The sequence below is a fragment of the Fibrobacter sp. UWB7 genome (assembly GCF_900142945.1).
Classification (GTDB): domain Bacteria; phylum Fibrobacterota; class Fibrobacteria; order Fibrobacterales; family Fibrobacteraceae; genus Fibrobacter.
Map to the genome: position 1 here is coordinate 619,159 of NZ_FRCO01000002.1, position 22,869 is coordinate 642,027.

The 22,869-nt window shown below is 50.9% G+C and carries 15 protein-coding genes; 7 read left to right on the forward strand and 8 right to left on the reverse strand.

Annotation, left to right across the window (positions count from 1 at the left end):
• The 7 genes from BUC30_RS08090 to BUC30_RS08125 form a co-directional block, all read right to left on the reverse strand.
• Positions 1-834: a TIGR02147 family protein gene (locus BUC30_RS08090; protein WP_073424360.1), complete on the reverse strand. Its 834-nt coding sequence runs from the start codon at positions 832-834 to the stop codon at positions 1-3.
• Positions 835-1,068: 234 nt separating this feature from the next.
• On the reverse strand, positions 1,069-1,665 hold the full coding sequence (locus BUC30_RS08095; RefSeq protein ID WP_073424361.1) for an adenylate kinase family protein: 597 nt from the start codon (positions 1,663-1,665) through the stop codon (positions 1,069-1,071).
• 86 nt (positions 1,666-1,751) lie between these two features.
• Entirely contained in the window at positions 1,752-4,268 is a 2,517-nt protein-coding gene (locus tag BUC30_RS08100) for an ATP-dependent Clp protease ATP-binding subunit (RefSeq protein ID WP_073424362.1), read from the reverse strand.
• 14 nt (positions 4,269-4,282) lie between these two features.
• Positions 4,283-4,963, reverse strand: coding sequence for an ABC transporter ATP-binding protein (locus BUC30_RS08105; RefSeq protein ID WP_073424363.1), 681 nt, complete (start codon positions 4,961-4,963; stop codon positions 4,283-4,285).
• Positions 4,956-6,203 (reverse strand): FtsX-like permease family protein, encoded by a 1,248-nt coding sequence (locus BUC30_RS08110; protein ID WP_073424364.1) that lies wholly within the window; start codon positions 6,201-6,203, stop codon positions 4,956-4,958. The genes BUC30_RS08105 and BUC30_RS08110 overlap by 8 nt, the downstream gene beginning before the upstream one ends.
• Positions 6,204-6,227: 24 nt before the next feature.
• The gene (gene lysS / locus BUC30_RS08115; protein ID WP_073424365.1) at positions 6,228-7,733 is read right to left on the reverse strand and encodes a lysine--tRNA ligase; all 1,506 of its coding nucleotides are present in this window, start codon (positions 7,731-7,733) and stop codon (positions 6,228-6,230) included.
• 502 nt (positions 7,734-8,235) lie between these two features.
• Positions 8,236-9,801, reverse strand: coding sequence for a peptide chain release factor 3 (locus BUC30_RS08125; protein ID WP_014547303.1), 1,566 nt, complete (start codon positions 9,799-9,801; stop codon positions 8,236-8,238).
• A 103-nt stretch (positions 9,802-9,904) separates the two neighbouring features.
• Here BUC30_RS08125 and BUC30_RS08130 point away from each other — a divergent pair, with 103 nt between their 5' ends.
• Positions 9,905-10,432 (forward strand): DNA-deoxyinosine glycosylase, encoded by a 528-nt coding sequence (locus tag BUC30_RS08130; protein ID WP_073424367.1) that lies wholly within the window; start codon positions 9,905-9,907, stop codon positions 10,430-10,432.
• A gap of 100 nt (positions 10,433-10,532) precedes the next feature.
• Here the strand turns inward: BUC30_RS08130 and BUC30_RS08135 are convergent, their stop codons facing one another.
• Entirely contained in the window at positions 10,533-16,925 is a 6,393-nt protein-coding gene (locus BUC30_RS08135) for an Ig-like domain-containing protein (RefSeq protein ID WP_073424368.1), read from the reverse strand.
• 414 nt (positions 16,926-17,339) lie between these two features.
• On the opposite strand from BUC30_RS08135, the gene BUC30_RS08140 reads away from it, so the two are divergent.
• The 6 genes from BUC30_RS08140 to BUC30_RS08165 all read left to right on the forward strand — a co-directional run bounded on the left by BUC30_RS08140 (position 17,340) and on the right by BUC30_RS08165 (position 22,869).
• Positions 17,340-17,747, forward strand: a complete 408-nt coding sequence (locus tag BUC30_RS08140; protein WP_072828146.1) for a hypothetical protein — start codon at positions 17,340-17,342, stop codon at positions 17,745-17,747.
• 3 nt (positions 17,748-17,750) lie between these two features.
• Positions 17,751-19,274, forward strand: coding sequence for a M23 family metallopeptidase (locus BUC30_RS08145; protein ID WP_073424369.1), 1,524 nt, complete (start codon positions 17,751-17,753; stop codon positions 19,272-19,274).
• Between the two features lie 165 nt (positions 19,275-19,439).
• Positions 19,440-19,892 (forward strand): hypothetical protein, encoded by a 453-nt coding sequence (locus BUC30_RS08150; RefSeq protein ID WP_073424370.1) that lies wholly within the window; start codon positions 19,440-19,442, stop codon positions 19,890-19,892.
• A gap of 246 nt (positions 19,893-20,138) precedes the next feature.
• Positions 20,139-21,548 (forward strand): 3-isopropylmalate dehydratase large subunit, encoded by a 1,410-nt coding sequence (gene leuC, locus BUC30_RS08155; protein WP_073424371.1) that lies wholly within the window; start codon positions 20,139-20,141, stop codon positions 21,546-21,548.
• Positions 21,549-21,566: 18 nt separating this feature from the next.
• Positions 21,567-22,169 carry a 3-isopropylmalate dehydratase small subunit gene (locus BUC30_RS08160; protein ID WP_073424372.1) on the forward strand — a complete coding sequence of 201 codons (603 nt, stop codon included), beginning with the start codon at positions 21,567-21,569 and terminating at the stop codon, positions 22,167-22,169.
• Positions 22,170-22,287: 118 nt separating this feature from the next.
• Positions 22,288-22,869 (forward strand): hypothetical protein, encoded by a 582-nt coding sequence (locus tag BUC30_RS08165; RefSeq protein ID WP_139260813.1) that lies wholly within the window; start codon positions 22,288-22,290, stop codon positions 22,867-22,869.

Here is a 22,869-nt window from a genome sequence, read left to right on the forward strand (position 1 = left end):
CTAAGCCACCTCATCTTTATTTAATTTCCATGTTAGCGGGAACAGCTGCATATTCAAATGATAGATTTGATCGGCATCTTCTGTTTCCGATGCCATTGCGGCAATCTTTTTGCGGAACGCATCAATTTCTTGAGCAATGCGTTCGTAACATTCGCGGTTGACCGTAAGAGTCACGCTCGACACGCTACGGTCTTGCGGTTCAAAGCGTTCAATAGATTCACTGGCAAGTTGCAACATTTTGTGCTGCATCGCATGTACTGCATAGGCCAAGCCTTCCTTTGACGCAGTCACGTTCTTTTCGGTTTGACGGTACGAGCCGTCCGCACCTTTTTTAAGGAATCCCGCTTTTGTCAAGAACTCAAGCGACTTGCTGACTTCGGCTGCAGATATTTCATTGCAGCACGTTTTCGCCATCTGCCCTGGGGTGGCCCCATTCATCATCGGTGCAAGTTCGCGAACGACCTGATTTTTCCAGCCATCGAAATATTCAACAGCCTCCTTATCGACGACGCGTACTTTAAATTCAAGCGCAATCTGGCGCATTTCTTTCCAATACGGCTTTTTGGCTTCGTCATCCTTGGCATTGCAAAAATTGACAAGCGCCTTGAAGTAGTTTGCTTCAAAGCCAGCCAGCCCCATTGCCGAAATCATGCGGTTCATCGACACTCGGCTCAAATTGCTCTTGCCTTCGCTCACAAGTCGCAAGTAAGTCGGTGAAGAAAACCCCGCGAGTTTCGCGAATTCCCGCCAGGAGAAATACGAAGTCCGCTTTTGATCTTCGTAGAAATCCTTGATCAAGGGATGGTAATCTTTGTATTCTGTTATCGGTTTCATGTTACCAAATATACCCTATTTACAGGTTTCTATGACACAAAACATGCATTTTTAGTTAAAAATCAACATTAAAAATAAAGATTTTTTCTATATGACACAGTCTTGAGTTTTTTCGACACAAGAAGGCGATTCCGGAATAAATCCGGAATGACATGCTAAAGTCGGGCATAACAGCACAAAAAAAACACCCTGCCGCGGGGCAAGGTGCATTCTGAATAAATTTCAGCGAACGAATTAAGCGTTCTTCGTGAAGTCCACGTATGCCTTAAGCACGTCGAGGAAGACTTCGTCCGGAGTGTTGTCGCCAACGATGTGGCTGATGATCTTCGGATCGTACTTTTCGAGAACCTTAGCGGTGGATTCCTTATAAACATTGAGGCGGTTCTTGATGACGTTCACGTCAGCGTCGTCCTTACGGCCTTCAATCTTAGCGCGGTTGAGGAGGCGAGCAACGATGGTTTCTTCGTCCTTGATGTCGAGAACGAAGATGTGTTTCACGTCAACGATCGGCTTGATGAGATCGACCTGAGCAACCGTGCGAGGAATACCGTCGAGGAGGAGGGTATCCTTTTCCGGGTTGAGCTTGTTCGTGTTCACGAGACCTTCAACAAAGCGGCCGAAGATTTCAACGGTTGCTTCATCCGGAACGAGGAGGCCCTTGCTGGAGTAAGAAGCAAGGAGCTTGCCGGATTCGCTAGACGGAGCGATGCCACGGAAGATGTCGCCCGTGGAGAGGTGCTTGAGAGCGGTCGTAGCGGCGAGCTTTGCGCCCACAGTGCCCTTGCCAGAACCCGGTGCACCGAAGATAAGAACTGCAGAAATCTGAGACATTTATAACCTCATAGGTTGATTGTTAATTTTCGCGACAAATATAGCAAAAAAGATGACCCCGGCACACTGACCGGGGTAACAAAGCACTACGACTTAATCTTTTCGCACTTGAACGAGAGTTTACCGTCTTCGACGCCCACGTAAATCGTGGAAAAGTCCGTCATCGTCCCGAGCAAAAGCCCTTCGGCGATTTCGTCTTCCACCAGATTCTGGATGGAGCGGCGAATCGGGCGTGCACCCAGCGAAGCATCGTAATTGTGGTTTACGACAAATTCCTTTGCTTCCTGGCTCATTTCCAAGAGGATACCGCGGTCGGAAAGGTTCTTCTGCAAGAATCCCATCTGGATGTCCACGACAGAAACGAGGTCCTTCTTCGAGAGGGCTCGGAACACAATCTGTTCGTCCACGCGGTTCAAAAATTCCGGAGAAAACACGCGCTTGACTTCTTCACGAATAGCAGTTTCCATGCGTTCGTAATCGTCCGTCTCGCCCATCTTGGTAAAGCCCATGCCACTGCTATGGCGGACTTCACGGGCACCGGCGTTACTCGTCATGATGATAATCGTATTCTTGAAGTTGATCTTGCGGCCATAGCTATCCGTCAAAATGCCATCGTCCAAAATCTGGAGGAGCAAGTTGTAAATGTCCGGATGCGCCTTTTCAATTTCGTCGAGCAACACCACAGAATACGGATGTTTGCGAACCTTTTCGCTCAGCTGACCACCACCATCTTCAAAGCCCACATATCCCGGAGGAGCGCCAATCAAGCGGCTTACGCTATGCTTTTCCATGTATTCGCTCATGTCGATACGCACAAGCGAATCTTCGCTACCGAAAAGTTCCTTGCAAAGCACCTTCGCGAGTTCCGTCTTACCCACACCAGTCGGGCCCAAGAAGAGGAAGCTTCCCATCGGGCGTTTGTTGTTGCGGATGCCAGCACGGCTACGGCGGATGGACTTCACAATCGCATCGACAGCCTGATCCTGACCAATCACGCGCTGCTTGATTTCATCGCCGAGGTGGATGAGCTTTTGCGCTTCTTCGCCACCGAGTCTGCGGACCGGGATGCCCGTCATCTTGCTGATGACGTCACGGATAACGTTGTCATCGACAATCGGCGTTTCAGATTCTTCGCTCTGCAACTGCTTTTTGCGTTCAGCAATGCTGTTCTGCAATTCTTCTTCGCGAGCGCGGAGTGCTGCAGCCGAAGTGTAATCCTGGTTGGCGACAGCTTCTTCCTTTTTATGGAGGCATTCGCCAAGCTCGTCTTCCATGTTCTGCAAGTCCTGCGGGATCTTGATGGAGTTCAAGCGCACACGAGCGCCCGCTTCATCGAGCACGTCAATCGCCTTGTCCGGCAAGAAGCGTTCGCTAATATAGCGTTCACCAAGTTCAACAGCGGCACGCACGGCATCCGGAGTGTAATGAACATTATGATGTTGTTCATACTTCGGGCGGAGACCTTCGAGAATCTGGATAGAATCTTCGACCGTCGGCGGATTCACAATAATCGTCTGGAAGCGACGTTCAAGAGCCGGATCCTTCTCGATGTACTTGCGGTATTCATCAAAAGTCGTAGCGCCAATGCACTGGAGTTCGCCACGAGCAAGAGCGGGCTTAAAGATGTTCGATGCATCAAGGCTGCCTTCGGAGCCGCCAGCCCCCACAATCGTGTGGAGTTCATCAATAAAGAGTATCACGGAATTGCCCACGCGCTGGAGTTCCATGATGAGCCCCTTCACGCGTTCTTCAAACTGGCCACGGTACTTTGTACCTGCCACCATGGCGGCAACGTCAAGCGTCACAACGCGCTTGTTCGCAAGCAAATCCGGAATCTTGCGTTGCACAATCTTGAGAGCCAGGCCTTCGATAATCGCAGTCTTACCTACACCCGGTTCGCCAATGAGCGCCGGGTTGTTCTTTTTACGACGGCAAAGAATCTGGATCAAACGTTCAATTTCAGCTTCACGACCGATAATCGGATCAAGCTTGCCTGCGCGAGCCATCGCCGTGAGGTCACGGCCGAAGTGTTCGAGAATCGGAGTCTTGGAACGGGACTGCGGATTCGCCTGACGAGTTTGCGTATAACGTTCACGCGGTTCATCGTCGGACTGACCATCATCCATCGGCTGTCCATCGGCCTGACGCTTGATTTGCATCAGCATTTCCTGGTAGTTTTCAAACGTCACATTGTACGTCGAAAGTGTCGCTGCCGCCGGGGAATCGGTCTGCTGCAAAATGGCAAGCATCAAATGTTCCGGGCCAATGAACTGGACGCCCTCTTCCTTAGCAATCTTCGCGGCATTGTAAAGCACCGCCTTGCACTGCCCCGTAAATGTCAAAAGACCGCCATGAGAATCGCCACCGACCGTCATGAGGCCACCGTTCGTGCTCAGCGCACGCTGAATCGTCTCGCTGAGTTCCGTCAGGTTGACTTTCAAAGCCTTGAGCGTTTCCGAGGCAACACCAGAATCCTCGCGAACAAGACCAAACAAAAGGTGTTCTACCGTTACGCAGTCGCTCCCTAAATTGCGGGCCGCAATACGTGCCGCCTGCAGCGCTGCTTTTGCCTTAGCTGAAAAAATACCGTTAATATCTGCCATAAATTTCCTTCCACCTACTCTGCATTCTGAATAACACCATTATGCATAATCACACGGCGTTTTGCAAACTGCGCAAGCTTTTCATCGTGCGTCACAATCAAGAACGCCTGATGGAACTTTTCATTGAGTTCGCCAAAGAGTTCGTTCAACTTCGCCGAATTCGCTTCGTCCAAGTTGCCGCTCGGTTCATCCGCAAACACGAGAGACGGATTGTTCATGAGCGCACGCGCAATTGCAATTCGCTGGCGTTCGCCGCCCGAAAGTTCACGCGGCAAGTGCTTGAGGCGTTCCTTGAGGCCCACCGTTTCCAAAAGCATTTCAGCACGTTCACGGCATTCCTTTTCGGGAGTTCCGAGAATGCGGCCCGGCACACAGACGTTTTCAAGTGCCGTAAATTCCGTCAACAAATGATGGAACTGGAAAACGAACCCAACATGCTTCCGATGGTACATGTCACGTTCTTCGCTATTGAACTTGCTGAGCGGTTTCCCGTTGAACAAAATCTCGCCCGAAGTCGGCGTATCGAGCATCCCGACCAAGTTCAAAAACGTTGATTTGCCGGAGCCCGACGAACCCGTGAGCGCCACAAGCTCGCCCGCTTCCATCGAAAAATTCACGCCCTTGAGGATTTCAAGTTTTTCACCCGTCTCGGAGAAAACTCTGCGAAGGTCGACTGTTTGCAATAAACTACTCATGTCTAATCGCCCCCACAGGATCCAAACGGCTTGCTTTCCATGCCGGCAAAAGCGTCGCGGACACGCACAAAACAATACCAATCACAAAAATCAAAATCACGTCAATCGCATGCACCGAGATTGGGAAATACGGAATCACGTACACATCGCCCGGCAACTTAATGAAGTGGTAAGCCTCTTGCAGTTTGCACAAGATAAGCCCAATCGAGCCACCCACAACGGTACCGCCCACGCCAATGAAACTACCCATCAGCATGAACACGCGCATCACGCCCGCCTTGCTAAAGCCCATGCTACGCAAGATGCCGATTTCCTTTGTCTTATCAATCACCACCATGATAAGCGAGCTAATGATGTTGAATGCAGCGACCAAGATAATCAAACAAATCACCGCCGCCACAATGAACTTTTCGTAATTCATCCACTTGAGGAGCGTGATATTCTTGGACTTCCAATCCATCCCGTAGTACGGATAAGAGAGCCAAGTCGCCATGCTATCGACCGCCTCGCCCGCTTTCCAGTGATCCTTGATGCGGAACTGGATTCCGGTCACGGTGTTTCCCATGCCGAGCAACTTCTGCAAATCCGAGATGCCGACATACGCAAGGTTTCCATCATATTCATAAGTGCCCGTTTCGAAGATGCCGCTCACCACGCACATCATCATCTTCGGGCCACCAGCACTCATCGCCTCGTCCGGACTCTGGAACGTCTGCAACACGAGTTTGTCCCCAACGACAACGCGCAGGCGCGCCGCAAGCCCAGTCCCTAGAATAATTCCCGGACGGAGTTTGCCCCCCATGTCCTGCAAACTATCGACAGAGTACTCTCCCCACTTGATGTACTTGTGGATGTCGGTCACGCCCTTGGCTGTCGCCGGATCAATGCCGTAAATGACAATACCATCGTTCACCTTCTTGGAGCTGATGCCCACCTTGTAAACGATAAACGGCGACGAAGCGACTACGTCAGGCACGCGTTTTTGCACTTCCTGCGTGAGGCTATCGTACGGCCCAATCGGATTGCCATTGTACGCCATCAGTTCAAAGTGAGCGTCCTTCCCAATCATCTGGGCAGTGACCTCTTCTTCGAAACCGTTGACCGCCGCAAGCGCCACCACCAGCGCAAACACGCCAATGGAAACGCCGAGCATACTGAAAATACCAATAAGCGAAACAAAGAGACTCTTGCGTTGAGCCCCCAAGTAACGCCAAGCAATGAGGAGTTCGAGTTTGTTCATCTTAGGCGAGAAATAAACGAGATGCTACACTTCCGGCTTCATGAGCGGGAAGAGCTGCACGTCGCGGATGGTCTGCTGGTTCGTGAGGAGCATGACCATGCGGTCGATGCCAAAGCCCACGCCGCCCGTCGGCGGAAGACCGCTTTCCACAGCATGCATGAAGTTTTCGTCCATCGGGTGGGTTTCACCTTCACCACCACGGCCACGACGCACCTGGTCTTCCAAGAGTTCGCGCTGACGGATCGGGTCGTTAAGTTCGGTATAAGCGTTACCGAGTTCCCAGCCGTTGGCATACGGTTCGAACTGTTCGATGAGGCCTGCAATCGTGCGGTGCTTCTTGCAGAGCGGCGTGCTTTCGGTCGGCATATCCTTGATGATCGTCGGCTGGATGAGCTTGCCTTCCACCGTGAGGTCGAAGAGTTCCAAGATGCCACGGCCACGAGTAAATTCACCATCGAGGTGACCGCCGAGTTCTTCCATCTTAGCCTTGATTTCGTCGTCGCTCATGTCGTTGACCTTGATGCCACCGAACTTTTCAATGGCTTCGATCATGCTGTAGCGCGGCCACGGAGCCTTGAAGTCGATTTCCTTGCCCTGGTAGTTGATCTTGGTCGTACCGTTAGCGGCAATGCAAGCGCGTTCGTAAATGTTTTCGAAGTGGACCATCATGTCGTTGTAGTCGGCATAAGCTTCGTAGAATTCGAGGCCGGTGAATTCCGGGCTATGCGTACGGTCCATACCTTCGTTGCGGAAGTTCTTGCAGAACTCGAACACCTTTTCCATACCGCCGATGATGCAGCGCTTGAGGTAAAGTTCCGGAGCTACGCGCAAGTAGAGCGTCATGTCGCAAGCATTGTGGTGCGTCGTAAACGGACGAGCGTTAGCACCACCGTAAATCGGCTGGAGCGTCGGGGTTTCGACTTCGATGAATCCCTTTTCGATGAGGTATTCGCGGATAGCCTGCATGATCTTGGAACGCTTGATGAAGACTTCCTTCACGTCGTCGTTCAAAGCCATGTCGATATAGCGCTGGCGGTAGCGAGTGTCCACGTCGGCAAATTCGTTGAACACGACCTTGTTGCCGTTTTCGTCGACCTTTTCCTTAGCGACCGGGAGCGGGCGCACAGCCTTCGAAAGCATCGTGACCTTTTCAGCACGCACAGAGTATTCACCGCTCTGCGTTTCGAACATTGTACCGTTCACACCGATGAAGTCACCGAGGTCGGTCATCTTCACAATTTCGTAGTTTTCCTCACCCACTTCGTCACGGGCAACCACAACCTGCAAGCGACCATAGCGGTCCTTGAGGTGCATAAAGCACATCTTGCCCTTGCGATTGAAACGCACCACACGGCCGGCAAATGCAACCGGTTCCTTAGAAGCCATCAAAGCTTCCTTGTTATCCTTCAAAACCTTGGAATCATGGGTCCTGTTAAACTTGTGCGGATAAGCATCCACACCCATTTCCTTGAACTTGTCGAGCTTAGCCAAGCGAGCCATCACCTGGTCATTCATATCTTGCATTGCCATATTGTATTACCTCGTGAATATATCACGTCTTAAATTTGAACGGGGTAAATTTAGAAAAATAGAAGGCGGCTATTTACGCTTCTTCGTAAAATACCACGCAATCAAACCCGATATACTTAAAGTATGCGGGACACTAAGCCAAAGTTCGTTCAATGGCGCAGTACGCATCGGAATTTTCGATCCCAAATGCAGCGATAAAAGTAAGCACACGGTAATAATAATCGTAAAAACAAGCCACTCGATAAAAACCGAAGTTGACCTTTTGGACATACAAAGTAACAAAGAAGCGAAGGCAACTAAAAAAGACGATTCAAAGCCCAGCCTTACATTCCAAGCAAAGCTTGTTACAATAAAAAATAGAATACAAATTAACAGAGTTCAAAAGAACCACTTCATACTTTTCAATATACAAAAAACGACAACTTCGTTAGAAGTTGCCGTAAAAATGTCACTGGATCCTTCGACTTCGCTTACGCTTCGCTCAGGATGACACGACGCCAAATTACCCCTGAGAGGTTTCGGCGAAGCTTAGGCGTTCGTAGTTCTTGAGCGCAAGGTTCAGACGGTATTCATTCGGGAAGAGGCACACGAGATTGCGTTCCTTGTCCATCATGCAGTCGCCGGCGTATTCTTCGGCGAACTTGCCCACGTCAGCTTCGGGGCCTTTCACCCAGCGGATGCAATGAGCAGGCACGCGGTCGAGCTGCACGTCGGCGCCGTATTCACTCTGCAAACGGAACTTAAGCACGTCGAACTGGAGTTCACCCACAACGCCCACGACAGGCACAGCGGACTTGAGCGGTTCATAGAGCTGCGTTGCACCTTCTTCCGAAAGTTCGGCAAGGCCCTTCGCCATCTGCTTGGACTTGAGTGGGTTCAAGAGCGTCACGCGGGCAAAGTGTTCCGGCGCAAAGTCCGGGATGCCCGTGAAGTTCATCTTTTCGCCATCCGTGAGCGTATCGCCAATGCGGAAAAGTCCCGGGTCGTTGATACCCACGATATCGCCTGCCCAGGCGTGGTCAATGACTTCCTTGTCCTTCGCGAGGAACGCGGTCGGAGCAGCCAAGCGGATGTCACGGCCCGTACGCACGTGAAACACCTTTTCGCCACGGGTAAAGCTACCCGAGCAAATGCGGAGGAATGCCGTGCGGTCGCGGTGTTTCGGGTCCATGTTGGCCTGAATCTTGAAGACAAATGCGCTGAAAGCGTCTTCGTCCGGCTTGACCGGGCGCTTGTCGGTGTCGCGGATCATCGGCGGCGGAGCGAGTTTTGCAAAAGCGTTCAAAAGTTGGCGCACACCGAAGTTGTTCACGGCAGAACCGAAGAACACCGGGCACATTTCGCCCTTGAGGAACTTTTCGTGGTCGAACGGGTCCATACCACCCGTGACCATTTCGTATTCTTCCTTGAACTGATTCACCCAGTTTTCACCGCAGAGTTCAACGAGGCGCGGATCATCCGGTCCTTCCATCTGGATAATTTCTTGCTTGCCATCATCCGGGTTGAACGTGTGGAACGTATTTTCGGCGATGGAATAGACGCCCTTGAAAAGCTTACCGACGCCAATCGGGAGCGTAAACGGAGCGGTCTTAATCTGCAAAACGCTTTCAATCTGGTCGAGCAAGTCGAGCACATGGCGGCCATCCAAGTCCATCTTGTTGATGAACGTGATAATCGGCGTATGGCGCATGCGGCAAACATTCATCAAGCGAATCGTCTGCTTTTCAACACCGTTCACGCTATCAATAAGCACCAAAGCAGCGTCCACGGCGGTGAGCGCACGGTATGTGTCTTCGCAGAAGTCCTGATGCCCCGGGGTATCGACGAGGTTGAACATGCAACCTTCGAACGGGAAGTTCAACACGGAACTCGAAACAGAAATACCACGCTGCTGTTCAATCTTCATCCAGTCACTAACAGTATAGCTCTTGTTGGCCTTCGCGCGCACGTGACCAGCCTCGCGAATCACATTCCCGTACCACAGGAATTTTTCGGTGATGGTGGTTTTACCGGCGTCAGGGTGGCTGACGATAGCGAAAGTGCGGCGTTTTTCAATTTCTGGATTCATGGCGCCAAATATAGTAACTTTAGGGGGGTAGTTCAATGTTCAAAGCTAGTCTTTAGTCAATGGTCATTAGTCATTAGCAGAATCTTTCTAATTTTCTTATAGCATGGCAACAAAGAAATCGCAAACTAGAACCGCAAAGAATATGAGGACTCGGGTAACGCATGAGTTTCCCGCACTTTTCGACGATAACTCGGAAGTTCTTTTGCTCGGTTCCATCCCCTCGCCCAAATCGCGCGAACAGGGGTTTTATTATGGGCACCCGCAAAACCGATTCTGGAAAGTTCTTGCAAGCGTCTTGAGCGAGCCGCTCCCCGCAACCATCGATGAGAAAAAAACAATGCTTTTAAAGCACCACATCGCCCTTTGGGACGTTCTCGACAGTTGCACCATCATCGGAGCAAGTGATACAAGCATAGAAGACGTCGTCCCCAACGACATCGCCTCGCTCCTCGCGAAAACAAAAATTAAGCGTATCTTTTGCACAGGCGCCACCGCCCACAAGCTCTACGAAAAATACTGCGAAGCAGCAACCGGTATCAAGGCTGTAAAACTCCCCTCCACCTCCCCCGCCAACTGCGCCGTCAAATTCGAGAAACTCGTAGAAGCGTATAAAGCCATACAATCCGTTTAACACAAGAATGGCGACCCCCGAACAAGTCGGGGGTGACAAATGCAAAAAAAACGCCCCGCGGCTTTAACCACGAGGCGCTCTTTATTTTACAAGGAAATCCTTATTTCTTTTTCTTGTTGTTTGCGCTATTGCTGCGGATATCCTTCGGCTTAAACTGGACGCTGATTTCCACGTTCGTCACCTTGGAACCGAGTCCAGACGGGTCAAACACCTTGTACGTAAATTCGTCGATTCCAGAGAAGCCCTTGTTCGGGGTATATTCGAAGGAACCGTTCTTTTCGTTCAAGACAATTCGACCATTGCGCGGCTTCATCACGGTCTTCACAGATTCGAGCTTGTCGCCGTCCGGGTCCTTCGCAGCAGACATAAGGCCTGTAGATGCCGGAACCTTGAGCACTTCGCCTTCGCGAGTCTGGTAAGAGAGCGGCTTCGTTTCCGGAGCGTTGTTCACGGCAATCACCGTAAACGTTGCAGTCTTATGAGCCGTTGCGCCTTCCGGGTCGGTGACCGTGAACGTAATGCGTTCCGGCTTGCCCTTCCAGTGAGAGTACGGCTGAGCCACAATCACAGTCTTCTTAGACTTGTCGTAAGTCACCTGCAACTGCTTGTTACCCGTGAATTTCCACTTGAGGTCTTCAAAGTTGTGGTCCTTATCGCGAGCATACTGGTCAAGCTTAATCGTTGCAATCACGCCTTCATTCTGATTTTCCCTGATGGTAAAGTCAGGAATATCGCGCATCACCGGAGCGGCATTCACATGCTTCACGATGAACTTCACGACAGACTTGTCAGAAGCGCCAGCCGGGTCAGTAGCCGTAAAGATGATGGTTTCATCACCGAACCAGTTGTCTCTTCTCGGCTTGATTTCAGCAACACGGTTGGCGTTGATTCTCACGTCGAGGTTCTTAGCGCCAGAGACCTTCCAGCGGATTTCGTTCTTCTTGTGGTCCGGATCTGTAACGAAGTCATCCAAATTGATAGACTTGAATGCCTTGCCTTCGAGAGTCGTCTGACCCGGGATTTCCTTTACAACCGGAGCATCGTTCACGGACTTCACCGTAAAGCGAACTTCAACAGAAGCCTTTTCCTTGCTCGGGTCATACACGTTGATGGTCACCGATTCACTACCGTTCCAGTACTTGTTCGGGATTTCAACAGTGAGAATACCCTTATCACTGATGTTGTACTTCAGTTCATGCTTGCCAAAAGTCGGAGCCGGAGCTTCTTCTTCGTGCTTCTTAGCCTTCTTTTTCTTCTTATCCTTCTTGTTGTGCTTAGCCTTTGCAGGAGCTGCAGAAGCAAACGGATTTTCGCCATCGATAGACCACTTGAGTTCATCGATGCTGTTATCCGGGTCAACAACATACTGAGCCAAGTTGATAGCCGGGAAGGTCTTCTTTTCTTCGATGACCTGCGGCGGAATCGGCTTAAACTTCGGCGGATCGTTCACCGGAATGACTTCGAACGTAGCCTTGGTAGACTGCTTGTCGCCAGCCGGGTCCATTACCGTGAACACGAGCGTTTCCTTGCCGTTCCAGTTCGGGTTCGGCGTCGTGATGCTTGCACGGCCGTTCTTGATATCTACAAGGAGATCCTTGTTTCCAGAAACAGTCCACTTGAGTTCATTCGGCTTGTTATCCGGGTCATTCACGATCTTAGCAAGATCCACCGGAGCGAATCTTTCCTTTTCCTTGATCTTCTGGTCGCCAAGATGCTTGATAATCGTCGGCGGGTCGTTCACCGGAGTCACATTAAATTCAATCTGCTGAGATGCTCTTGCGCCTTCAGGGTCAGTCACATCGAGACGAATCTTTTCAGAACCGTTCCAGTACTTGTCCGGAGTCGTCACCACGAGCTGCTTCTTTGCATTGATCGTAGCCTTGAGAGCGCGTGTTGGAGCCACTTCGAACTTCAAAGAGCTTGTCGGATGATCCGGGTCAGAAACAAACTTGGTCAAATCAATCGGTTCAAAGTGTTCCTTTTCCATGATCGTCTGGGCAAGAATCGGTCTGATCACCGGAGCGTCATTCACAGATTCCACAACAAAGTTAACGGTCTTGGAATCAGTTGCACCATCCGGGTCCTTCACGGTGAACACCACGTTGCGTTCGCCATGCCAATGCGGGTCGGCAATGTTGATATGAGCGAGACCGCCCTTATAAATCACAACGCTAAATGCATCCTTGACGACTTCTTCTTCCTCGTCGTCATCATTCTTGCCCTTCTTACCCTTCTTGCTCTTCTTGGCAGGTTCGCCAACCTTCTGGACCTTGACACCCCAGGAGAGCTGCTCCATGGTGTTATCCGGGTCACGGACAAACTTGCTCAAGTCGATATCCTTGAACTGGCCCTTTTCGCGAATCTTCTGCGGCGGGATATCTCTCAAGACCGGAGGATCGTTCACGGACACAATTTCAAACGTGATGGTCTGAGAAGTCTTTGCACCATCCGGGTCGCTCACTTCGAGCATCATCATTTCAGGAGCGCACCAGAAATCCTTGTTCGGAGCAGTCACCGTAAGCACGCGGCTTGCAGAGATTTCAGCCTTGAGCTGCTTTGCGCCTGTAATTCTCCAGCGGAGTTCATTCGGCTTGTTGTCCGGGTCCTTCACGAATTCATCGAGCTTAATCTGCTTGAAGGTTTCCTTTTCCTTGATCTTCTGATCCGGAATTCTCTTCACGAATGCAGGAGGATCGTTCACGCGAGTCACTTCAAAGAGCATCTTATGGCGAGCATAAGCGCCTTCCGGGTCCGTCACGGAGAACGTGAGGTTTTCCTTGCCGCTCCACTGCTTATCCGGAACAGAGACAATCACAGTGTTGTCCTTGCGGATATCCACCTTAAGGTCACGATTGCCAGTAACTTCCCACTTCAAGGAAGATGCCGGATGGTCCGGGTCTTCGGCAAGAGATGAGAGGAGGATAGTCTTAAAGCGGCCACCTTCGAGAATAGTTTCACCCATCGGAGCGTCCTTGGCAATGACCGGAGCGTCGTTGACGGAGCGCACTTCAAAGCGAGCCGTCTTGCTTGCAGAAGCACCTTCCGGGTCAGTAGCCGTAAACGTGATATTTGCAGCACCATGCCAGTACTTGTTCGGGATAATGATATTTGCCACCTGGTCAGCGCCCACCTGAACGCGGAGCGTTTCACCAGCAGGTTCATCGTTGCCCTTCTTCTTCGAAGAGCCCTGGCTAATCGGGCTAACCTTGAAAGTCCACTTGAGTTCGCTAATCTTGTGGTCCGGATCCTTCACGAAGTCAGCAAGCTTGATCGGCTGGAACTGCTTCTTTTCGTCAATCGACTGGTCGCGGAGATCGCGCACAAATTCCGGAGCGTCGTTCACAGATTCAACCGTGAAAGTCACTTCCTTGCTATCCGAGGCGCCATCCGGGTCCGTTACCGTGAAGCGGAGCTTTTCAGAACCATTCCAGCTAGCATTCGGCGGAGTCACCGTTACCTTGTGAGTTGCATCCATAGCAACGCGGAGTTCCTTGTTGCCTTCAATCTTCCACTTGAGGCGATTCTTGGCGTGGTCAAGGTCTTCAACGTAGTTGTCAAGTTCGATCGGCTTGAAGGAGCCCTTTTCCTTGATGGTCTGGCTTGCAATTTCCTTCATAACCGGCGGGTCATTCACAGACACAACCGTAAATGTTGCAGTCGTACGAGCCTTGGCACCAGACGGATCCGTCACCGTGAACGTCACCTTTTCAGAACCGTTCCACATCTTGTTCGGAGTCTTGACCGTCACAATACCGGCCTTGGACATATCGACCTTGAGGTCCTTATTGCCCATAAAGTCAATCTTCAAGCTTTCAAAGCGGTCATCCGGGTCAGACACGAGTTCAGACACGTTGAACGGAGTGAATTCACCCTTTTCCTGAATGGTCTGGTCTGCCACCTGCTTGATTTCCGGGAGGTCATTCACAGATTCGACAGTAAAGAGAGCCGTAGAAGAAGCCTTGGCGCCTTCCGGGTCCGTTACTGTAAACGTGATTTCTTCAGCACCGTTCCAGAACTTGTTCGGAATGACAATCGTTGCAACCTTGTTTGCATCGATATTGACCTTGAGTTCAGATTCTCTCTTCTTGGAACCGGCAGCCGGCTTGCTAGAAACAGAGAACGAGAGGTCAGAAAGCTTGTTATCCAAGTCCTTCACCATATCTGCAAGCTTAATCGGCTGGAACTGACCCTTTTCACGGATCGTCTGCGGCATGACCTGCTTGACAAACATCGGAACGTCATTCACGGATTCCACTGTGAAGTTTGCCGTGCGTTCATCACAAGCGTTATCCGGGTCGCAAACCTTGAACGTCAAAGCTTCGGCACCATGCCACTGCGGAGACGGCGGCGTAATACGGACAACGCGAGCACCATCCATAGCCACCTTGAGTTCCTTATTACCCGTAATCGTCCACTTGAGGCGATTCTTGGCGTGGTCAAGGTCTTCAACAAAGTTGTCGAGTTCGATCGGCTGGAATTCGCCCTTTTCCTTAATGGTCTGTTCGCGGATATCCTTCATGACCGGAGGATCGTTAATAGCCTTGACCGTAAACTTGGCAGAGGTCGTTGCACGAGCGCCTTCCGGGTCAGTAGCCGTAAACATCAATGTTTCCGTACCGTTCCACTGGTCGTGCGGAATCTTCACAGAAACTTCATGAGATCTGTTATCGATATTGACCTTAAGATCGCGATTGCCAGTGACTTCAACTTTGAGCTTGGAGAAATCGTGGTCAGCATCGCTCAAGTAGTCATCCAAGATAAACGAAGAAAATTCGTTCTTTTCTTCAACAGACTGGTCCGGAATCTTCTTGAATACCGGAGGATCGTTCACAGAACGCACGTTAAGGGCGACATCCTGCTTTGCAGAACCACCTTCCGGGTCCATCACAGTGAACGTAGCGACCGTATTGCCAAACCAGCTCGGGTCCGGGATTTCAACAGTAGCCACATGCTGGTCATCAATCGTTACGTTGAGCGTACCCGTTTCCGGCATCGGGCCCTGGTGCTTGACTTCGACATCCCAGGAGAGTTCGGAATTCTTGTGGTCTTCATCCTTGACAAAGTCATCAAGCTTGATCTTGGTGAACTGTTGCTTTTCGTTGATGTTCTGGTTCGGAATCGGGCGAATGAACTTCGGCAAGTCATTCACGGAATTGACCGTGAACATGGCTTCGCATTCAGCAGAAGCGCCATCCGGGTCCGTGGCCTTGAACTTGATGGATTCAGAGCCATTCCACATTTTGTTCGGAATGCGGATTGTAGCCACACCGCCAGAAACAGAAACCTTCAGGTCCTTAGCACCTGCAACAGCCCACTTGAGCATTTCGATGCGGTGGTCCGGATCCTTGACATACTGCCCCAACTGAATCGGAGCAAATTCCTGCTTTTCATCAATCGTCTGGTCAGGAATATTTTGGACAAACTCCGGAGGGTCGTTAATGGAGCTTACTTTGAACAAAACGTCCTGCTTTGCAGAAGCACCGGCAGCGTCAGTCACCGTAAACGTCACGCGTTCCTGACCGTTCCAGTTTTCGTTCGGGAGCGTCACAATGGCAGAACCGTACTTGTCGACTTCAATCTTCAAGTCCTTATTACCCGTCACAGTCCAATTGAGCTTCATCGGATCGTCATCCGGGTCAGTGACATAGTCCGCAAGGGAAATCATGTCGAACTGGTTCTTTTCTTCAATGACCTGGTCAGGAATCTTCTTCGTGAACGTCGGAGGGTCGTTCACAGGCTGGACCGTAAATGCAGCGGTCTTATTATCGCTACCGTAATCCGGGTCATTTGCAATAAACTTGATTCTTGCAGCACCATACCAGTGCTTGTCAGGAACCACAATCGTTGCAACGCGACCAGCGTCAATTGTTACAGACAAATCGCCGTCGGCCTGTGCGCCACCAGCCGGAACAACTTCGGTATCCCATGTAATCAGGTCTTTCTTGTGGTCCGGGTCATTAACAAAGTCATCCAAGCGAATCTTCGTGAACTGCTGGCCTTCCGTAATCACCTGGCTTGGGATTTGAGATACGACCGGCGGATTGTTCACGGATTCGACAGAGAAGTTCACCGTTTCAGAAGAACTAGCACCTCTGGAGTCCGTTGCCGTAAAGGTCAAGTCTTCGGAGCCGTTCCAAAGCGGACTTGGAGTTGCAATTTCAACCGTATGGTCCGGAGTAATCGTCACCTTTAAGTTCTTGTTGCCGCTGACCTTCCAACGGATCTGCGAGGGCTGGTCCGTGTCGTCCGAGACAAAGTTGTCGAGTTTAATCTTCGAAAATGTACCGCCTTCCATAATGGATTCGCCAGGAATGCCGCTAACCTGGGGAGCATCATTGGCAACCGCCGGTGCGGGTTCGGGAGCGGGTTCATTTACAGGGGCTGCAGCAGGTGCCGCTTGTGGAGCAGGTGCTGGATTTTGCGCAAACGATGATGTTGCTATAACACTAGCAGAAGCTATCAAGGTCGCCATGGACCTTTTCAGTTTATTCATTTTCGATCTCCGATACCATACACGCAATCAAAATTTCACAGTGAAATTTATCACACGTCCTTAAAAACGTTTCTAAATATAATGCTTTTCCACAAAAACTTTTCATATTTCGAAAATGTTTTTCCGTAACAAAAATTGAAAGATTTGTCTATTCCGTTAAAGAATTTCACGTAAGTATTTGAGTATCAACGACTTACAGCAAAACCGCACTCCAAAAGCCTCTCTTTTGCCATTTTCAGAAAAAATCCCCTTTTTTACGAAAAAAACGGGTTATAGCCAATTTCTATTGTAAATTTTTTGTAAAACTGAAACTTTTTTGGCTTTCGCCCGCCGCCAAACGGCTCCAAAATATGACAAAATGCTCCAGAAATAACTAATTTTGAATTAAACCATTAAATCTAACCAGGAAAAACAATGAAATTCGTATTCCTCTGCGACGCCAACTATCTCAAGGGCGACATGGTAAACTTCCAGAACAACTTCCCCACCAATCACGAACTCGTGACGATGACCTCTGAAGACCTTCTCCAGAGCAAGTCCATCATCGAAGGGACCTTCGCTATCTTGGCAGAACGCACCACTTGGCAGAAGAACTTCAGCCTTTTCCGCTACTTCGGTCTCCTCCCGCTCCTTGAAGTGCTCCCGCTCGGCATCGTTAGCCGTGGCCGCCGCAACGAACCCATCAAGGGCCGCAGCCAGAACCGCAACCAGGAAATTTTCTTCAACCCGGCAGCATCCGCTGAAGAACTCTACCTCCAGGTCGACAAGTTCGTCGCCGCACCTCCTTCTGGCTACTCCTACCCGCGCGGTGCCGCCAAGTAAGGCATGCAAAGAAAGGTCCTAGAAAACCTTTACAACCAAGGCGGGTTCACGCTTTTCGCCATTTCAGACGAAGAAGCGTTGCCCACAGAAGCCTTGCAAAAATTCGCACTGGCACTTAACGCCGGTGCGCGTTTTGTTGTAATTGACTTTACCGGGAAGCGCCCCCTTGAAGGGAACGCCCCCATCCAAGCCGGAGACCTTTCAAAAAAAATCCTTACCGCCGAAGATATTAACCACATTTCGTCTTCGGACACAAATATCACTATCACGGGCACCAACGCTCTCCCCACTTCTGATAGTGAATTCCGCACGCTCTACCACAACATCAAGAGTCTCGAAAAGATAGCCCCGCAAGTCATCGGCATCATTTCGACAGAACAGGTAGAAAACGTCGGACTCCTCGTCTCTATGGCGCGCCTTTTGATGATGCATGTGACGCCAATGTCCATGAAATCGGCAGCGTCATTCATAGAAGACGTCAAAGAAGCTCAAAAAATCGAGATTTTGTGGCTTTCCAAGGAACGCCCCGCCCGCAGAGCATACCCCAAGGCAAGCAAGGCTATCCGCCGTAACGCAAAAGCCACCAAGGAAGCTTTCGCCCTCGACTTCCAGAAAAATCCGGAAGAACTCGCCAAAGTCGTCAAGAAACTCCATAAAGTTTCCATTCTCGTCAAAAATCCACTCGACGGATTCCCGAGAATCATCCGCAACCTGTTCCCGCTCTTGCTCATCGCGGTCATCATCGCCCCGTTCCTCTTTGTCACGGACATCGACAGGAGCGATTCCAACCTCCGCGACCGCATCCAGGAAAGAAACCAGCTTTCCGTAGCCCCGTCGTTCGAATACACCTTCGACGGAGTGGAAAACATACAGCGCATAGCCCGTTACGCCATCGGACGATTCGACGCCATCATCACAAACGACAAGATGATCAAGAATTACGTGGCAAAGACGCTTGAAGACAACGGATTCGGCGTGACCGCCTGGGAAAAAGGCAGCCTGAACATCCCGCCCAAGGGAACAACGCTGCGTTTCTCGCGTCCAGACGAAATCAAGCGCCCGGCATCTGCAGATACCATCGGCGCCGCCTGGAAATACTGGACATCCGTCATTTCGGATAGCATCGCCTACATTACGGAATTTTATCACGAAACCGCCACCGCAACACAGAGAAAGCACAACGGCATAGACGTCGCCAGCCGCCAGGGAGCCCGCATTTTAGCCCCGTATGGCGCCAAAGCCTGGACCAGCCGCGATGAACGTGGAGGCGTGATTATTGCACTCGTCCGTAAGCAAGACGTTATCTTGTTTATGCACTGCGACAAGCTCCTTTATTTGAACGGTCAGGAAGTCATGCCAGGCGACCCCATTGCGACCGTCGGCACCACAGGGCACACCACCGGACCGCACGCCCATATCGTTACAGGGCTTGTGAGCAAGAAGGGAAAAAAGAGAATCGGGAACGTCCGCTACGATGTAATCGACCCAATAAAGTGGTTTTACAAGTTCAAGCCGACTTCCAAATAAAAAAATTGGTGTTTTACGTCACACGGAACGTAAAAATACGCCAAAAAAGCCCTTTCGTAACAGTAAATTTACACCCATACTATCGCAAATTAATCCACAATTAAGTAACTTTGGTACACGGGATTGATGTAGCAAAAAAACAATGTCAAACAAAAGGATTAGGACATGAAAAATTCCATCATTTGGGCATCCCTCGCACTCGTCGCAGCATTCTTCTCTGCATGCTCTGGAGTCGTGACCCCAAAGGCCGAACTCGCCTCTCACAACGACTCGGTTCACAACATTCCCGCCATTGACAGCCTCATCGTCAGCATGAAGCAAGACTACATCAAGCAGTGCTATATGCCGGTTGCAAGCCACTTGCCGCCTGAAAACTCCTGCCAGTCCGACTTGTTCCAGATGGTCGAACGCCGTTACCACATGGACTTCAACCAGAACCACGTCGCAGCAGCTAGCAACGAACTCTTCTTCAAGGACGTCGTTCCGGAAATCAACAAGAAGGTCAAGAGAGAACCGGCCCTCCGCGATCCGCTGCGCCGCGCATTCTCCAACAGCAACGAAATGCTTGCCTACTACAAGGACAAGTATAAGTTCAACACCCAGATTGAACAGTTCTAATTTAAGTTTTTCTTGTTAAGACTACATTGAACACGGCTACTCCGCCGTGTTTTTTTCATGTCATCCCGGACTCCGTTCTCTTTGACAACTTGCAGCTATGCTGCTTAGTAGTCATGATCCGCGAATGGGGACGGGATCTCCAGACACAATTCTAATAGCAATCTAAATTCAATACCGACCTTTTAAGTATTTTCAAAAAATTCTATATTTACGCCGCAATAAAACAAACCTAAAAGAGACAAATCTATGGGAAAATCACTCTATCAGAAAATTTTCGAAAGCCACACGGTAGCTAAGCTCCCGAGCGGCCAGTGCCAGCTCTTTATTGGGCTCCACCTCTGCCACGAAGTCACGAGCCCGCAGGCATTTGCGCAGCTCCGCGAAGAAGGTCAGAAGGTGCTGTTCCCGGAACGCACTTTTGCAACGGTCGACCACATTATCCCGACCACTTTCCCGGAACGCAACCGCCCGCTCCAGGACGGCATTTCCGAAGAGATGTTCTCCCATATCGAAAACAACACCAAGAATAACGGCATCAAGTTCTTTGGCCCCGCTACTGCAGAACAGGGCGTTATCCACATCGTTGGCCCGGAAGAAGGCGTGACGCAGCCGGGCATGACCGTTGCTTGCGGTGACTCCCACACGGCAACGCACGGTGCTTTCGGTGCTATCGCATTCGGTATCGGCACAAGCCAGGTGGCCGACGTTCTCGCCACCCAGACGCTCGCCATGAGCCCCTTGAAGACTCGCCGCATCAAGTTCACCGGCAAGCTCAAGCCGGGTGTGACCGCCAAGGACGTTGCCCTTGCTTACATCGCTAAGCTCGGTGTGAACGGTGGCGTTGGCTATGCTTACGAATTTGCCGGTCCGGTCATCGAAGAAATGGGCATGGAAGGCCGTATGACGGTCTGCAACATGGCTATCGAAGGTGGCGCCCGCGTCGGTTACTGCAACCCCGACGAAAAGACTTTTGAATACCTCAAGGGCCGTCCGTACGCCCCGAAGGCAGACAAGTGGGACGAAGCCGTTGCTTACTGGAAGTCTGTGGCTACCGACGCCGACGCTCAGTTTGACGACGAAGTCGAAATCAACTGCGACAACCTCGAACCGATGGTCACCTGGGGTATCACTCCGGCTCAGGCCATCCCGCTCAACGGCAACATGCCGAAGATCGACGAATTCGAAGGCAGCGAAAAGAAGGTCATTTCCGAAGCTTATGAATACATGGGCTGGGAAGAAGGCAGCCAGATGATTGGCCGCCCGATCGACATCGCCTTCGTGGGTAGCTGCACCAACGGCCGCCTCTCCGACTTGCAGGCCGCCGCCGAAATCATCAAGGGCCACAAGGTCGCCCCGACCGTCAAGATGTGGGTTGTTCCGGGCTCCATGAAGATCAAGGTGGAAGCCGAACAGCTCGGTCTCGACAAGATCTTTAAGGAAGCCGGTGCCGAATGGCGCGAAGCAGGTTGCTCGCTCTGCCTCGCCATGAACCCGGATAAGCTCAAGGGTCGCCAGGTCAGCGCAAGCTCCAGCAACCGTAACTTCAAGGGTCGCCAGGGCAGCCCGACGGGCCGCACCATCCTCATGAGCCCCGCCATGGTGGCAGCAGCCGCCATCGAAGGCAAGATCACCGACGTCCGCAAGTACATCAAGTAACGCAAGGAGATTTAAAAAATGAATTCTATCGACATTGTTAAAGGTTCCGGCGTTCCTGTACGCGGCAACGACATCGACACAGACCGTATCATCCCGGCACGTTTCCTCAAGTGCGTGACTTTCGAAGGCCTCGGCGCAAACGCCTTTGCCGACGATATCGCTGGCCTCGCTGCTCAGGGCAAGGTCCACCCGTTCCGCGATCCGGCCTACAAGAACGGTTCCATCCTCGTTTCGAACCAGAACTTCGGTTGCGGTTCCAGCCGCGAACACGCTCCGCAGGCACTCAAGCGCTGGGGCATCCGCGCCATCATCGCCGAAAGCTACTCCGAAATCTTCTTCGGCAACTGCGTCGCTATTGGCGTTCCCTGCTACAAGGTAAGCCACGAAGTGGCTGACAAGATTCTCGCCTGGATCGAAGCACACCCGAGCGAAGAACTCGTCACCAGCACCGAAAGCCGCACGCTCAAGATGGGTGACGAAACCATCGAGCTCACGCTTGCTGAAGGTCCGCGCGGTCAGTTCCTCGACGGTTCTTGGCACGCACGTTCCGCCCTCATGGCCAACGCCGACAAGGTGCAGGAACTCGCCAGCAAGCTGCCGTATATGAACTTCTTAAAGTAATCACAGGATGTCATGCCCGCCTCCGAGCGGGCACCTCCCTTTCAAAAACGTCCAGGTCTATCCCTGGACGTTTTTATTTTATATATTCTAACTTGTGTGTCTAGGAGAAAATAAACTAATGAAACGGAAAGCATTAACTATCAGCGCATTGCTTCTTTGCAGTTGGGCATGCTGCGGATTTTTCTGTACAACCGAGTACGATATGTCCTGGCCATGCGGCTTAACGATTTACATGACCCCACCGAAAAATGTGGATTCCGTCCATGTATCCATATACAACGACGAAGAAGTATACTTCAAGCTCCGAGATGAGTTCATTCGTCCCAACTCCGACTCATCCAAATGGATTCGCCTAGACAAGGACCCCGCCGATTTCAAGAACATCCGCAACTGGAAATTCGGCAAGTATTTCATGGCAGAAACTGTTTTTTGCGGAAACAAGAAAACGATATTCCCCATAGTTACATTCAACGTACGGAAAGGAAGGGCATCCACCCTTATCGAAGCTGGTTACAAAGACAGCCTTCCGTCACAATCGCCAAACTATGATTTTGCCTCTATAGAAAAAGATTCTACATACTATATAACACAGCGATTCATTCCGCTTGAAAACGGTTGTGGCGTAGACTCAACTTACTACATTGAAATCGACTATACAGACTACTGTCACGAACGAAGCGACAATTATCTGTTTGAATAA